The sequence below is a fragment of the Chryseobacterium lathyri genome (genome assembly GCF_003290185.1).
Taxonomy (GTDB): Bacteria; Bacteroidota; Bacteroidia; order Flavobacteriales; family Weeksellaceae; genus Chryseobacterium; species Chryseobacterium lathyri.
Genome location: NZ_QNFY01000006.1, coordinates 33,748 through 48,904 on the forward strand (window position 1 = coordinate 33,748; position 15,157 = coordinate 48,904).

At 36.6% G+C, this 15,157-nt stretch carries 16 protein-coding genes; 9 read left to right on the top strand and 7 right to left on the bottom strand.

Annotation, left to right across the window (positions count from 1 at the left end; all coding sequences use genetic code 11):
• Positions 1-17 precede the first annotated feature (17 nt).
• The 4 genes from DRF61_RS09435 to DRF61_RS09450 all read left to right on the top strand — a co-directional run bounded on the left by DRF61_RS09435 (position 18) and on the right by DRF61_RS09450 (position 6,057).
• Complete coding sequence (locus tag DRF61_RS09435) at positions 18-608, top strand: hypothetical protein (RefSeq protein ID WP_111956338.1); 591 nt, start codon at positions 18-20, stop codon at positions 606-608.
• Positions 609-746: 138 nt separating this feature from the next.
• Positions 747-2,081 carry a trigger factor gene (locus DRF61_RS09440; RefSeq protein WP_111956340.1) on the top strand — a complete coding sequence of 445 codons (1,335 nt, stop codon included), beginning with the start codon at positions 747-749 and terminating at the stop codon, positions 2,079-2,081.
• Positions 2,082-2,360: 279 nt separating this feature from the next.
• Positions 2,361-3,047: a hypothetical protein gene (locus tag DRF61_RS09445; RefSeq protein WP_111956342.1), complete on the top strand. Its 687-nt coding sequence runs from the start codon at positions 2,361-2,363 to the stop codon at positions 3,045-3,047.
• A gap of 151 nt (positions 3,048-3,198) precedes the next feature.
• Entirely contained in the window at positions 3,199-6,057 is a 2,859-nt protein-coding gene (locus tag DRF61_RS09450) for a M16 family metallopeptidase (protein ID WP_111956344.1), read from the top strand.
• Positions 6,058-6,113: 56 nt separating this feature from the next.
• Here DRF61_RS09450 and DRF61_RS09455 read toward each other — a convergent pair whose 3' ends face one another.
• Together DRF61_RS09455 and DRF61_RS09460 are read right to left on the bottom strand one after the other, a co-directional pair.
• A complete protein-coding gene (locus tag DRF61_RS09455; RefSeq protein WP_111956346.1) occupies positions 6,114-6,698 on the bottom strand; it encodes a DUF3109 family protein in 585 nt (194 codons plus the stop codon).
• A gap of 5 nt (positions 6,699-6,703) precedes the next feature.
• On the bottom strand, positions 6,704-7,609 hold the full coding sequence (locus tag DRF61_RS09460; protein WP_111956348.1) for a DUF6427 family protein: 906 nt from the start codon (positions 7,607-7,609) through the stop codon (positions 6,704-6,706).
• A 42-nt stretch (positions 7,610-7,651) separates the two neighbouring features.
• Here DRF61_RS09460 and DRF61_RS09465 point away from each other — a divergent pair, with 42 nt between their 5' ends.
• A complete protein-coding gene (locus tag DRF61_RS09465) occupies positions 7,652-7,885 on the top strand; it encodes a DUF6341 family protein (RefSeq protein WP_111956350.1) in 234 nt (77 codons plus the stop codon).
• 79 nt (positions 7,886-7,964) lie between these two features.
• On the opposite strand, the gene DRF61_RS09470 is transcribed toward DRF61_RS09465, so the two are convergent.
• The 5 genes from DRF61_RS09470 to DRF61_RS09490 all read right to left on the bottom strand — a co-directional run bounded on the left by DRF61_RS09470 (position 7,965) and on the right by DRF61_RS09490 (position 11,128).
• Positions 7,965-8,402, bottom strand: a complete 438-nt coding sequence (locus DRF61_RS09470; RefSeq protein ID WP_111956352.1) for a universal stress protein — start codon at positions 8,400-8,402, stop codon at positions 7,965-7,967.
• 59 nt (positions 8,403-8,461) lie between these two features.
• Entirely contained in the window at positions 8,462-9,067 is a 606-nt protein-coding gene (locus DRF61_RS09475) for a fumarylacetoacetate hydrolase family protein (protein ID WP_111956354.1), read from the bottom strand.
• Between the two features lie 89 nt (positions 9,068-9,156).
• Positions 9,157-9,555 carry a putative signal transducing protein gene (locus DRF61_RS09480; protein ID WP_111956356.1) on the bottom strand — a complete coding sequence of 133 codons (399 nt, stop codon included), beginning with the start codon at positions 9,553-9,555 and terminating at the stop codon, positions 9,157-9,159.
• Positions 9,556-9,558: 3 nt separating this feature from the next.
• Positions 9,559-10,323, bottom strand: coding sequence for a 3'-5' exonuclease (locus DRF61_RS09485; protein WP_111956358.1), 765 nt, complete (start codon positions 10,321-10,323; stop codon positions 9,559-9,561).
• Between the two features lie 91 nt (positions 10,324-10,414).
• The gene (locus tag DRF61_RS09490; RefSeq protein WP_111956360.1) at positions 10,415-11,128 is read right to left on the bottom strand and encodes a CDP-alcohol phosphatidyltransferase family protein; all 714 of its coding nucleotides are present in this window, start codon (positions 11,126-11,128) and stop codon (positions 10,415-10,417) included.
• A gap of 89 nt (positions 11,129-11,217) precedes the next feature.
• On the opposite strand from DRF61_RS09490, the gene DRF61_RS09495 reads away from it, so the two are divergent.
• The 4 genes from DRF61_RS09495 (at position 11,218) to DRF61_RS09510 (ending at position 15,085) form a co-directional block, all read left to right on the top strand.
• Complete coding sequence (locus tag DRF61_RS09495) at positions 11,218-13,146, top strand: LTA synthase family protein (RefSeq protein ID WP_111956362.1); 1,929 nt, start codon at positions 11,218-11,220, stop codon at positions 13,144-13,146.
• Between the two features lie 300 nt (positions 13,147-13,446).
• Positions 13,447-13,866: a DUF2147 domain-containing protein gene (locus DRF61_RS09500; protein WP_111956364.1), complete on the top strand. Its 420-nt coding sequence runs from the start codon at positions 13,447-13,449 to the stop codon at positions 13,864-13,866.
• Positions 13,867-13,971: 105 nt separating this feature from the next.
• Positions 13,972-14,469, top strand: a complete 498-nt coding sequence (locus DRF61_RS09505) for an RNA polymerase sigma factor (RefSeq protein ID WP_111956366.1) — start codon at positions 13,972-13,974, stop codon at positions 14,467-14,469.
• Between the two features lies 1 nt (position 14,470).
• Positions 14,471-15,085: a hypothetical protein gene (locus DRF61_RS09510; RefSeq protein ID WP_111956368.1), complete on the top strand. Its 615-nt coding sequence runs from the start codon at positions 14,471-14,473 to the stop codon at positions 15,083-15,085.
• Positions 15,086-15,157: the final 72 nt, after the last annotated feature.

The following is a 15,157-nucleotide window of genomic DNA, read 5'->3' on the forward strand; positions in this document are numbered from 1 at the left end:
TTCTTTAAATCAAAAAAATGAAAAATATTTTTAAAAATACAACACTTATTGTAAGTCTATTGATGATTGCTTTTTCTTTAAGCTTAACTTCTTGTAACCGTGGAGACGATGATGAAAAAGATGATCTCCCACAGGAGGAACTTTCTGATGTCCTGCTGAAAGTAACGGATGAAGCTACGGGAACAGCGGTAACTTATGATTATCAGGTAAACAGCACCAGTAACCCTAACGTTAAATTAGTAAACGGACATACCTACAATGTGGAAGTTATTTTCAAAAATGGGGACGAAGACGCTAACGAAGAAATAGAAACGGCAAAAGACGAACACTTTTTAGTATACAACTTTCCTAATTCTGATATTGTAATGACCCGTACTGACGGTGCTGCTTCTACAAGAGCAGACGGTAAGCGTGTAGGACTTAAAACGAAATGGGTAGTCAATACAGCCGTTAAAAATGCTTCTGCCCCAAGTCAGCTTGTTCTGACGCTATACCATGAGCCGGTTTCTGTTTCTGAAGCTTCTGCTGTAAGTGGAAATGGAGTAGTATACGGTGTGCAGTCAGGCGGGGAAACTGATGCTCAGGCAACCTATAATCTGATCAATTAAAAAGATAAACCTAATGGTAAAACCGCTGAGATTTTCAGCGGTTTTTTATTTATAAACATTTGAATACTAAGAATTGATTATAAGTAGGTAATTCTCATAAAAATTTCATATTTTTGCAACCTAAAATTTTAATCAATAATGAAGGTTACCGCACAAAACCATGATGACGTAAGTGCATTACTTACAGTGACATTGGAAAAATCTGACTACAAAGAAAAAGTAGACAAGCAGTTGATTAATTATGCTAAAAATGCGCAAGTTCCTGGTTTCAGAAAAGGGAAAGTGCCTTTGAGTATGGTTAAAAAACAATATGAAGCAGGTATTGCATTCGAAGAAATCAACAAACAGGTTTCTGACGCATTGAATAACTATGTTAACGAAAACAAGTTAAGATTAGTTGGTCAGCCTGTTCCTCAGCCAGTAAACCAATTGGATTACAACGCTGAAAAAATTGAAGTTGCTTTCGAAGTAGGATATGAGCCTGAATTCACTATAGATTTAGCTAAATATGAAGCTCCTCATTATAAAGTAGAAGCTTCTGACAAAGAAATCACGAAGAGCATTGAGAACATGCAGAAGCGTTTTGCAGAGCAGGTTCCTCAGGATAAAATCACTAAAGATTCTTATGTAGCTTTAGAAATTTCTCAGGTTGTAGAAGAAGATGCTGAAGGAGAGCACCACCACCACCCAAAGAACGTTACCATTACTGCTGAAAACAAAGAAGCTTTCAAATTGGTAAAAGCTTTAAAAATGGACGGTTCTGTAAAAGTATCTAAAGAAACTCTTGCAGGTGATGAAGAATTGGCTAAAGAATTAGGATTCAGCAAAGAAGAAGTTGAGCATTTACACCACGCTGAAGTAGAGGTTAAAGTAAAAGACTTCTATTCATTGAACCTTGCTGAACTTAATCAGGAGCTATTCGACAAAGTTTACGGAGAAGGAACAATCAAGTCCGAAGAAGAACTTAAAGAAAAAGTAAAATCTGAGTTGGATGAGTACTTCCAGCAGAATGCTGATGTTCACTATGTGAATAAAGTATTGGAGCAGGTTACTGAAAAAGAAGAAGTAAAACTTCCTGAAGATTTCCTTGTAAAATGGTTATTATTCTCTAACCAGAATATCCAGTCTGAAGAGCAGGCTAAAGGAATTCTTGAAGCAGAGAAAAGCCAGTTAAGATACCAGATCATTGAAGGTAAATTAATGACGGATAACGACATCCAGTTAGATTATGCTGATGTATTGGCACAGGCTGAGCAGTTGGTGAGAAACCAATTGGCGATCTACGGAATCCACCACTTAGGTGATGAGGAAATCCAAAAGTATGCTGTTGAAATGTTGAAAGATCAGGAGCAGGTAAGACAGATTTCTTCTGAAGTGGCTATGGCTAAACTGAAAGATGTAATTCTTGAAAAAGCATCTAAAAAAGAAACTAAAATCTCTCACGACGAGTTTTTAGAAGAGCTTAAAAAATAATGTATTCCGATATAAATATTTCAAAACCTCCGAGAAATCGGAGGTTTTTTATTTGCAGGGCTAAAATTTATATTTCTTTTAATATATTTCTCATTTTTATTACCCGAAATCGCTACTATAAGTCCATATCATAAAGATAATTTTATCATTTAATTTCGAATATTCTTAAAAAACCTTAATATATTCGGGCAGGAATTCTTCCGTATTCCTCATAAATATCCTGTGTTTATTTTCTTCTGGTCAATATTCATATATTTACACCCTAAACTTATTATAGATATGAAAAAGATCATCATTCCGTTTTTCTGTGCCGTACTCTTTGCAGTACCGGCAGCAGCTCAAAAGACCAGTGCAGCTCCCGCGAATACGGAAGTCGTGAAATCTAAGCTGACCCCAAAAGAAGTTATTGATAATTACTTTAAAGCCTTGGGCGGTAAAAGCAAATTAGAAGCAGTAAAATCTACGGTTATTGATAATACACTGAATGTTCAGGGAATGGATATCACCATGAGCACTACAAAAATGGGCAATAAATTCAAATCTGTACAGACTGCAATGGGACAGACGGTAAGCCAGGTTTTTGACGGTGAAAAAGGATATATAGAAAGAGCCGGACAGAAAACCGATTTCCCTGCTGATAATATTGCCGAACTGAAGAAAGGAACAACTATTGAGGCGCTGGCTTTTGATCCCTCAAAGTTCAAAGATGTTACTGTGGAAAAGCTGAATGCTAAAGATTACAATGTATTGTCTTCAGATAAAGGAAAATTTTACTTTGATGCCGCTACCGGACTTTTATACCAATCTTCTGTAGGAGAAGGAAGTGTTACCGTGAAAAACTATATGACCGTGGAAGGCATAAAATTCCCTTCTGAAGTAGATATTGACGGGAAAGGGCAAAAGGTAATCATAAAAACAACTAAAGTGGTTTTAAATACAGCTACATCTGATGCGGATTTTAAATAAAAACTGATATTTTACAATACAAAAGCCGGAGAATATCCGGCTTTTTTGTTGTCTTTTTAATTTTAACTCAAATTTAACTATAATACAAATTGTAAGATTTCTTCAGGTGGTGAATAATTGATACTTTTAGTTCCAAAATAAAATTAATAATATGAAGAAAGTTTTATCCTCATTTGCGGTCATCTTCCTGATGTCTTCAAATGTTTTCGGGCAGAATATCCCTTTGGATTCTTCCGTGAGAATCGGTACCCTTCCCAACGGAATGAAGTACTACATTAAAAAAAATACATTACCTGAAAAGAAAGTAGATTTCCGTCTGGCTATCAATGCCGGGTCTATTCTTGAAGATGAAAACCAGAGAGGTTTGGCGCACTTTATGGAGCACATGAACTTCAATGGAACAAAGAATTACCCGGACAATAAGCTGGTGGATTTTCTACAGTCTATCGGGGTGAAATTCGGACAGCACCTTAATGCCTATACAAGCTTTGACGAAACTGTATATATGCTTCCTGTTCCATTGGATAAGCCAGGAAACCTGGATGCAGGACTAAAAGTAATGGAAGACTGGGCTTTTAATGCAACGCTCTCCGATGCACAGATCAATAAAGAAAGAGGGGTTGTTCTGGAAGAGTTGAGACTGGGTCTTGGCGCAGACAAAAGAATGGCAGACAAATATCTTCCTAAATTATTATACAAATCTCAATACGCAGACAGACTTCCGATCGGTAAAAAAGATGTGCTGGAAAATTTTAAGCCGGATGTGATAAGAAAATTCCATCAGGATTGGTACAGACCGGATCTTATGGCAATTGTAGTCGTGGGAGATATCAACGTAGATGAGGTGGAAAAAAAGATTAAAGATAATTTCAGCAAATACAAAAACCCTTCAAAACCAAGGGAGAGAAAGGTATTCGATTTGCCCAACCATAAAGAAACTTTAGTAGCTATAGAAACTGATCCGGATGCTACAAACTCAATGGTTCAGTTCATTATGAAAGACGCTGAGGCTTATCAGCCGGATGTAACGATTGAGCAGTACAACCAAAGCATTGTGGAAGGTCTTTCCACCACGATGCTGAACAATAGATTAAAAGAACTGATCAATTCAAATAATCCGCCTTTTACCTTCGGGTCGGTTTATCATGGAGGAACCTATGCAAGAAGCAAAGAAGCCTTCCAGGGATTTGCCATGGTAAAAGAAGGAAATCAGTTAAACGCTCTGAAAGTTCTTTTGGAAGAAGTGGAAAGAGCAAAAAGATTCGGGTTTACACAGACTGAACTTGACAGAGCAAAAGCACAAATGCTGTCCAACCTTGAAAGATCTTACAACAACCGCGACAAGACTGAAAGTGATATGCTGGTAGATGAGTATGTAAGAAACTTCCTGGAGCAGGAACCGATGCCGGGAATTGCCTGGGAATATGAAGATACAAAGACCTTCCTTCCTAAAGTTACCTTGGCCCAAACCAATGAAGTGATCAAGAAAATGGTGAAGGATGACAGCAGAGTGATCGTCATTACAGGACCTAAAAAAGATAACATTACAATGCCTACAGAAGCAATGGTTCTGAATACCTTTGAATCTGTAAAGTTGGCGGATCTTAAGCCTTACGAAGAAAAAGCAGCGATCAAAAACTTAGTGAAGCCTTTCAAATCAGAAGGTAAAATTGCTAAAACAGAAACGGATGCCAAACTGGGAACAACAACCTGGACATTAAGCAACGGTGCAAAAGTAACCTTCAAAAAAACCGATTTCAAAGATGACGAAATTGTATTTTCAGCAAGAAGCTTAGGCGGAAATTCCCTAATCTCTGATGCAGACTTTATCAAAACTCAGTTCGCCTTTGCAGCATTATCTGAAGCAGGAGTCGGGGGATTGTCAAAAGCGGATCTTACCAACTACCTTGCAGGAAAGCAGGTAAGTGTAAATCCAATGGTTGGACCTTATTATGAGGGAATTTCAGGAAGAACTTCCCAGAAAGATTTAGGAACCGCTATGGAGCTTACGTACGCTTATTTTACAGGATTAAATTACAACCCTGCCGCATTCAATGCTTACAAAGAAAAGCAGTCTGCCATGCTGGATAACCTTTTGTCTAACCCTCAAGCTTACTTCTCCAACGAACATGCAAAATTTATGAACCAGAAGAACCCAAGATTCATCGGACTATTCCCGATGGAAAAAGACTGGGCTAATACAGATTACAAAAAAGCATACGACATCTATAAAGAGAAATTTGCCAATGCAGGAAACTTCCAGTTCTATTTTGTAGGAAATATTGACGAGGCTGTATTTAAAGAGCAGGTGCTTCAATATATCGGTAGTCTTCCTTCATCAGGAAAAACGTCAACATTCAAAGATACAGGCTACAGACAGTTAACCGGAGATCATTCCAAAGTCTACAAAAAAGGAAAAGATCCTAAGAGTCTGGTGACAATCTCTTACAGCGGGGAAACACCTTACAACGAGAAAGAAGCTTTGGCTCTTTCAGCGCTTGGAGAAGTAGCTACCATCAAAGTTATTGAAAAGCTTAGAGAAGACGAAAGCGGAATTTATGGTGGTGGAGCAAGAGGAAGCATGAATAAAATCCCTTACAGTGCTTACAATTTCAGCATCAGCTTCCCTTGCGGACCTGAAAATGCAGAAAAGCTGACGAAAAGTGCTGTTACCGAGCTTCAGAAACTGATTGATAAAGGTCCTGAGCAGAAAGATCTTGACAAATATAAAGAAGGAGAGTATAATGACAACAAAACAGAACTTAAGGACAATATGTTCTGGCTGAATGCTCTTGCTAAAAATCAGTTGGATGGAAGTGATAAATACGACGTCCTGAACTACCAGGAAAAAGTAAAAGCACTTACCGTGAAAGACCTTCAGGATGTAGCTAAAAAGTACCTGGTAAAAGGAAAAATTACAGCAACACTGATGCCGGAAGACGGATGGGAAAACGCTAAAAAAGAAGAGGCAAAACCAGCAGCAGTAGGAGCAACAGTAGTTAAACAGTAATTTATTTTAAAATAATTGATAAAGAAAAACCGCAGATCAGTCTGCGGTTTTTTTATTTATGAGCCATATGCTTTTTTCCATTCATCGGCTGCTTCACTTAAAACATTGTAAAACTCTTCACCATATTTTCTGGTTAGTGGAGTTTTCAGGAACTTATAAACAGGAACCTGCAGTTCTTTTCCAAGCGTGCAGGCATCGCTGCATACATTCCATTCATGGTAGTTCAGGGCAGTAAAAGTAGAATATTCCGTAACACGGATCGGGTAGAGGTGGCAGGAAATTGGTTTTTGCCAGTCTACAGCACCATCCTCATATGCTTTTTCAATACCACATTTAGTAATTCCTCTTTCATCGAAGGTTACATAAGCACATTCGCGGTCTTCTACCATAGGCGTAACGTACATTCCGTCCTCCGGATCGGTTGTCCATGTTCCCTGTTCCTCAAGGGCTTTGATGCCTTCCTGGGTAAGATAAGGCTTTATTTTATCAAGAATACTGTCTAAAATCTCAAGTTCATCCTTGTCTAGCGGAGCACCTACATCTCCTTCCACACAGCATGCACCTTTACATTTCGTAAGGTTGCAAACAAATTCTTCGGAAAAAATATCCTCTGAAATCAATTTATCGTCTATCTGAATCATAATCTTTAAAATAAATTAAAATACGTACCTGCTTTAAAAGCAATCAAACTTATAATGATAAGCCATAAGCTCATCTCCTGCATCCAGTATTTAGGCAAAAATCTCATCATCCTGCTCAGGATAATGCTCGACGGGAATGCCAGAAGCAGTAAATATTCATAGTTTTTATTCATATACAAAATAATAGTCACCAGCTGGGCCAGTGAGAATACAAGCAAAAACGTGTACTTATATCTGCTTATCGGGCTTTTCTTATTATAGTTTTTAAAATGGTCGTATACAGCATAAATAAGCATCAGGAGAATAGGAATTAAAGGTATCAGATCAATATAATCTGTCATAAGCCTCATTTTTCCAAAAGGGAAATAATCAATATTCCATGTAGTGAACCGGAAAAAGAACATGATCGAAAAATAACTGAAAGCAATCAATATGGTTCCTAAAAGAAATCTGAACAGATTTAAACTTATTTTCTGGGAAGTTGCGATTACGTGAACGATCACAAAAAGAGCCATGGGCCATGTGGTAGGAAGGAAAATAAAATTCAGCGCAACAATGGCGCCTACCAGAACATAAGATTTCTTTCTGATATCTTCATCCGCACTGGTTAAAAGCAACAGCAGAAAAGAATTGGTGAGCAGTGAAACGGCAATTCCTATATCCAGATTCCCGGGATAAAGTCCAAAAATAAAAAAGGTATATAAAAATAGCGGCAGATGCGTCTGGTAATTAAGGGCAATACTGTGAAAACAAAAATATCCCAAAGCAATCCCCAGGAAAGTTATCCCTGCGATGATTGCTTCATAAGTGTTGAAATTCAGTATGTTAAATATTATGACTACTAAAAGAAGAAAACCAATATAAACAGGAATTGAAAAAATATTGCTTTCTTTTGAAAGTAATTTAAACATTTTTTATAAATTTGTACAAAGTTAATTTAAAAAAGGAAAATAATGACGTCTTTCTGGTTATTCTTAAGTAAAGTTTTCAAATGGGCCTTCGGTTTTTTTGATGCGTTTGGAAATGTTCTAAACTGGATTTTATTTATCGTTTGCTGCGTATTGTTTACTTACTGGTGCTATGTACTGGTTGTAAAACTAGGTGGTGATAAAGATAAAGACTATTATTCTCCAACTGAGGGTAAGAACCCTTACTACGATCCTAAGATCTATAAAAAAGAAGGTTAATTAATTGGTTATATAGTAAAAAACCGATCGGACTTTAGTCTGATCGGTTTTTTTATTAACGATTAAAATTTATTTTTTTCTAGTCGTGGATAGGAAGCACCAGTACCGGAACATGAGAATCTTTGGTAAGTCCTTTCGTTAAACTTCCTACAAAAACATCATATATTCCGCTTCTTCCGTGTGATCCCATTACGATATAATCAGCATTTTTGGCTTTCGCATATTCCAGGATGGTATCTTTTGCAATACCCTGCTTCAATAAATGCTCACAGTCTATATCATGAGCAATAATCCTTTGCTCAATCTTATTCAGCTGTATAAGCTCCTCTCTGATCTCATTGGCTTCTACTTCAGGAAAATATTGATATCCCATATCACCGATAGCAAAACCAATATCCGAAGGTGCAACGTGAATCAGAAAAATTCTGCCGTTCAGCTGTTTTGCAAATTTTACAGCTCCATCTACAAGCTGTTCTGTTTTGTCCCCAAAATCTACGGGTAGTACAATATTTATCATGACCTTTAATTTTGTTATTTAAAGATAAGAAAAATTGCCCAGTTTTTTATGTTAAATACTTATAATATTCGAATATCAAGAATTTTATCATCTTTCAGATAAGCTTCAAGAATATCATTTTCATTTACCTTTCCTACTCCTTTTGGAGTTCCGGTAAAAATAAGATCTCCCACCCTTAATGTAAAATACTGAGAGGCGAAAGCGATGATATCATCAAAACTAAAAATCATATCTTTTGTATTGCCGTCCTGAACCTCTTCCTTATTTTTCAGTAACGAAAACTGCAGTCCCTGAAGATCGTAATCTTCCTTTTTGAAGAAATTCCCTACTACTGCAGAACCGTCAAAACCTTTGGCAAGTTCCCATGGAAGACCTTTGGATTTAAGTTCGCTCTGAAGATCCCTTGCCGTAAAATCTATTCCTAAGCTGATTTCTTCATAATGTTTGTGAGCTACCTCTTTCTGAATGTATTTTCCTCCCTTTGAAATCTTTACAACAACTTCCAGCTCATAGTGAATGTCGTTGGAAAATTCAGGAATATAGAAATCATTTCCTTTCAAAACCGCCGTGTCGGGTTTCATGAAAATAACCGGTTTTTCAGGAATTTCATTTCCTAATTCTTTTGCATGTTCACTGTAGTTTCTTCCTATACAAATGATTTTCATAACTCTTAATTATTTATTTTAACAGACTTGTAGGCCTGTGAATACAATTCAGCCACGAAGAAGTATCCTTTATTTATTTTTAAATGATATTAATGCGTAAACTCATTCCCACAATAATAACATACAAAATTCTGGCTTGACAAAATGGAAATTCCAAAAAAGCTCGTCGCCCTATCGTCCCTGTAAATATGGTTTGAACCACATTTCGGGCATACAAAATCAAAAGCCGGATCCTTGATCGTATGTTCCACTTCCAAAGAATAGGCTTCATTGTCATTATAATCCTGCAGGATTTGTTTCGCTTTTTCCAGATCATCTTCAAAAACCTGAAGCTGAATACCGCCCACAGCCTGCGAAAGCAGCCAGTCAGACTGGATGAGCTGCTCATTGGCAATGAAACCATTTACTCCGTTTTCGGCAAGGATCTGCTTGTCCCTGTTGGCTTCAAGGGCTGTTTCATAAAATTTAAAACGGACCAGGTTTGACATTATTTAAAATTTGCTTGATAGTTGAATTTTTGTGAAGATTTTCTTCGTATAAAGCGGGAAATCGGCATTCTGAAGCCACCCGTAATATCCCAGATCCTTCTGGAAAACAGCTTTCACGACCTGTCCTTTATATTTTCCGAAATTGAAAACAGGTTCTGATTTTTCATTGTATCCGATAAATCCGGCAAGATCAGCATTCTTATTATGGAAACTGAATTCACTTAAAGGAGCGATTTCATTTGGGATATCGTCATATTTTCCAACCTGCGCATCCAGTACTTCAAAAGTGGCCATCACATCTGCTTCTGCAGAGTGAGCATTTTCTAACACTTTTCCACAGTAAAACTGATAGGCAGCCCCTAAATTTCTCGGTTCTTTCTTGTGGAAAATAGTCTGCGCATCCACCAGTTTGAATTTGCTCAGATCGAAATCTATCTCCACTCTTAAAAGCTCTTCTGCCAGAAGCGGAACATCAAAACGGTTGGAATTAAAGCCTCCCAAATCACTTCCTGAAAGCATTTCCATGATTTTTGGAGCAATTTCTCTGAATGTCGGAGCATCTTTTACATCTTCGTCATAAATTCCGTGGATCTCACTGCATTCTTTCGGAATAGATATTTCCGGATTTACGCGCCAGGTTTTACTTTCTCTGGAGGCATCCGGATTTACTTTTAAAATACAGATCTCTACGATTTTATCTTTTCCGATATTGGTTCCTGTGGTTTCAAGGTCAAAAATGCAGAGAGGTTTATGGAGTTTTAAATTCATGTCTATAATTGATAATGTGTTAATTTGAAAATAAGCTATCTCTAAATTTGTAGCTTTTAGAGTCTAAAATCTGATGTCTCACATCTGATAGCTACTTCAGCTGTTTCTGGAAAACCAGCGATACTATCATATAATAAATAACAAGCATCGGAATGCCAACAATCTGAAACAGGGCCAGAATGGCAATTCCACCGCCCAGTAAAATAATTTTCGGGTAGTTGTCCTGGAGTTTTTTAGATTTGAATTTCATAGCCATCATCTTAATTGGACTGATCAGAAGCCATGATGTGATTATGGTCAATAAGATCAGAAACAAAGAATTTTCAAATAAAAATCCGAAAGTTCCTGTTTCTTTGAAGGCATAATATAATCCGAATAGCAGAACAGTATTGGTAGGTGTATTCAGTCCTTTAAAATAATAACGTTGTTCTTCATCAAGGTTAAAGATCGCCAGTCTGAGACAAGAGAAAACAGTCACCAGAAGGCCGGCATAACTTACATCAAAAGGAAGATGCAGCCCTAATATTTCATTTCCGAAAGGCTCCAGTGCTTTATACATTGTAAGGCCAGGGACCAGCCCAAAGCTTACCATATCCGCCAGCGAATCCAGCTGCAGCCCCAGATTAGAGTTCGATTTTAGAGCCCGGGCCACAAACCCGTCAAAAAAATCAAAAATAGCAGAAAGAATAAGACAGATGGCCGTAGTTTGGTAATCTCCTAAAATAAGATGTATCGCACCTACACAGCCTGCAAATAAATTGGCAAGCGTCAATAAATTGGCAAGATTATTTTTTATGAAATTCATGTCAACAAAAGTACAGTTTTTCCAAATTTTAACCCGAAATATTATGAAGGAAAAAATACATTAATAGGTTTTTGATGTAAATTTGCCGAATGAAATTTTTTAAAGAATTTAGAAAACAAGAAGTTCTGGTCCTTTTTTACCGGATTTTCTTAGCATATGTTTTTTATCAGATTGCCCGGCTTTTATTTTGGTACTTCAATAAAGAGCTCATCAAAGTAGATTCCGTTTCAGATTATCTCAACCTGGCATTTCATGGAATAGCCTTTGATACCACGGCGATCTTATATGTCAACGCTTTATTTATTCTCTTAAGCCTGGTCCCGATTGTCATCAATACAAAAAAAGGATACCAAACCGTTTTGTTCTGGCTGTACTTTATAACCAACGGAATTGCCTATGCCATGAATTTCGGGGATTTTGTCTATTATAAATTTTCGCAGGCAAGATTAACATCCACGGCACTAGAAGTTGCAAAACATGAAACCAACATTTTTAAAGTATTCACGGTTTCATTGGGGCAGCATCCGTTTGTTCTCATATGGTTCATTATTTTAATGGCACTTTGGGTTTTCCTTTATAAAAAGGTGAAGATTACAGAACAGAAACCTGTAAAACTTATTCCATACTTTATCTGGTCAGTGCTTGTGCTTTGTGGCACTGCAGTTTTGGTTGTTGGAGGAATCCGCGGTGATTTCAAGCACAGTACTAGACCCATTAACCTAGTGGATGCCAACCGTTTTGTGGTGAATCCGCTTCAGGGCAATATAGTGTTGAACAGTACGTTTTCATTTTTCAGAACTTTAGGAACCAATAACTTTAAAGAAGTTCATTTTGTAGACGAAAAATATATTGCCGACCATGTTCAGCCTTATAAAATATATGATAGGAAAGTGGAGAACCGCCCCAATATTGTTATTTTTATTGTCGAATCTTTCGGCAGGGAATATTCAGGTGCTTTTAATAAAGACAAAAATATTAACGGCTATGTTTCCTATACACCATTTATAGACAGTCTTGCAGGCCAGAGCCTGATTTTCCCTAATATGTTTGCTAATGGAAGACAGTCCATTCATGGAATGAGCAGTGTGCTGGCTGGAATTCCAAGCCTTACCGATGCTTTTACCAGCTCGCCTTATTCCAATCAGAAAATCCAGTCTATTGTTTCAGTGTGTAATGATCTGGGGTATGATACTTCTTTTTATCATGGGGCTCCCAACGGATCAATGGGCTTCCTTGGGTTTGGAAATATATTGGGTTTTAAACATTATTTCGGGAAAAATGAATTCAACCATGATGAAGATTTCGACGGTATGTGGGCGATATGGGATGAACCGTTTCTTCAGTATTTTGCAAAAAATACAGGAAAGACACAGCCATTTATGACTACAGTATTTACTGCTTCATCACATCATCCGTTTAAAATCCCTGAAAAATACAAAGGGAAATTTAAAAAAGGAACCATAGAAATGCATGAACCGATCCAATATACGGATTATGCGATCAAAAAATATTTTGAAACTGCTAAAAAACAGCCTTGGTTCAATAATACCATCTTCGTTTTCACGGGAGATCATACCAACCAGATCGCTTATGGTGAATATGAAAAAGCTATGAACCGTTTTGCTGTTCCTCTGATATTGTATTCCCCAAATCCGAAATATAACCTTAAAGGCGTGAATCCTGAAACGGCACAGCAAATAGATATTTATCCTACGCTTGCAGATCTTATCGGATACAATAAACAGATCAGAAGCTGGGGAAGAAGCCTTGTAAGCGATAAAAAATATCCGTCTATTGTAGTGAATTCAGATGGAAGTTCAGAACAGTTTATCATTGGAGATCATATGTACCGTTTCGATGGCAAGGAAATTACAGGAATATACGAGAAGAATGACCTCGGATTTGCAAACAATTTAATAGGAAAATTAAAGACCCCTGAAATAGAACAGGAAATGAAGACTGCAAAAGCTTGGTATCAGGATTATATGGACAGGGTAATCAATAGAAAACTTAAATAATCTGAATTCAGGTTTGAGAATCTGAGGGCCCAGAGAGTTTTAGGGTTTAGTTGATTGTTGATAGTTGCCGGTCATGAACCCGCACCCCTATGCTTTATCAGTTACTAAAATCTACAGTCAAAAGTCTCATATCTTGTGTCTGAAATCTGAAATCATCATAACTGTTCATTTAACCTTTTACACTTTGGCCTATCATATGCTTTGTATAGCAAAAGTTTTTGTCTGTTTAAAATTTAATTTATACATTTAGCAATAGATACATAACAAAAAACGTATATCGGAATTAAAACTATAAGAAATATGAAAAAATTATTATTAACATTCGTGCTTTCCCTGTTTGGCGTATTATCGTTTGCACAGATTGAAGGTAAATGGAAGACTATAGATGACGAAACAAAACAGGCTAAATCCATTGTTGAGATTTATAAAAAATCAGATGGGAAGTATTATGGAAAAGTTTCCCAGCTGCTTATAAAACCTGCAAATCCAAATTGTACAGGATGTAAGGATGACAGAAAAGGGAAGCCAATTTTAGGAATGGAGATCATCAGAGGTCTTAAAAAAGAAGGAGATGAATTTACAGGAGGAACTATTACTGACCCTAAAACAGGTAAAACTTATAAATGTACCATTACAAAAAGCGGTGATAAACTGAATGTAAGAGGATATATGGGAGTTTCTGTATTTGGAAGGACTCAGGTTTGGGACAAAGTGAATTAATCAGTTTTTATATAAACTTTAGGACGGTATTTCAGAAATGAGATACCGTTTTTATTTTTTTTAAAAAATTCTGTAACGAAAATAAAAATTTCCCACTCATAAGATATGAGCACAACACTGGAGAGAAATTTTGTTGATTTTTTTAAGCCCAACCAAAGGCTTATTCATAAAATATGCAGGATATATACAGATAATGCCGAAGACCATCAAGATCTTTTCCAGGAAATTACCATTCAGCTTTGGAGGTCCTTTCCCGGTTTTAAAGGAGAAGCCAAATTTTCTACTTGGATGTATAAGGTGGCACTTAATACGGCTATGACCCTTTTTAAGAAACCACAGAAAAAAGTATTGTGGCATTCTGATATAGACGTTTCCTCTTTGAAAATGGAATATGAAGTATATGAAGATGATGAATATAAATTGAGAAAAATGTACAAAGCCATTCACGAGCTGTCCGATGTAGAAAAAGCTTTAATTATGATGTACCTCGAAGACAGGCCATACAAAGAGATCGGTGAAATTCTGGGAATTACTGAAGGTAATGCAAGAGTGAAAATGAATAGGGCAAAGAATAATTTAAAAACCAAAATAAACACAAAATAATATGGAGGAACTGGAACTTTTAAAAAAAGACTGGAATAAGGATGAAGGTGAATTTAAAGATTATTCCGAAAATGAAATTTATATCATGATTAAAAACAAATCTGTTTCTGTGGCAAAAACTTTATTCCTGATAGGCTCGGTAGAAATTGTACTCTGGTCTGTCTATGGGTATATTAATGGCGAATTTCCATATCTAAGGATAATCCTGTTTTCCGTATTTATAATTCTGACAGTTTTGCTGTTTCGTAGGTTGAAAGCTGGGCAGGACTCCTTATCATTAATAAAAAACATTCTGAATATAAGAAGGCTTATCTTTGGGTATGCCGGGATTTCTTTTCTTCTGATCATTCTGGATAACCTGATCCATTTCGATATCTATACAAAAGATTTTATGGCAGGAGCAAAAGATGGGTGGAATAATGGGCACCATATTCTAAAACGTTCCAACCCTGATAGTATGGTCCCTGAATTGGGGAATTATGTAATATTTGGATTTTTTATGTTACTAGGATTTTATATTCTGTATCTTATTTATAAAAGAACATATGGGAAAATTCTGTCAAACCTTAGGAAAAACTACAGAGAACTCAACCGCACTGAAGAAAAGCCTCTCTGATTAAATAATTAAGGTTTCTCATTCAATGAGATGCCTTTTTTGTTATGTTAGTAATAAAAAAACACTATTTTT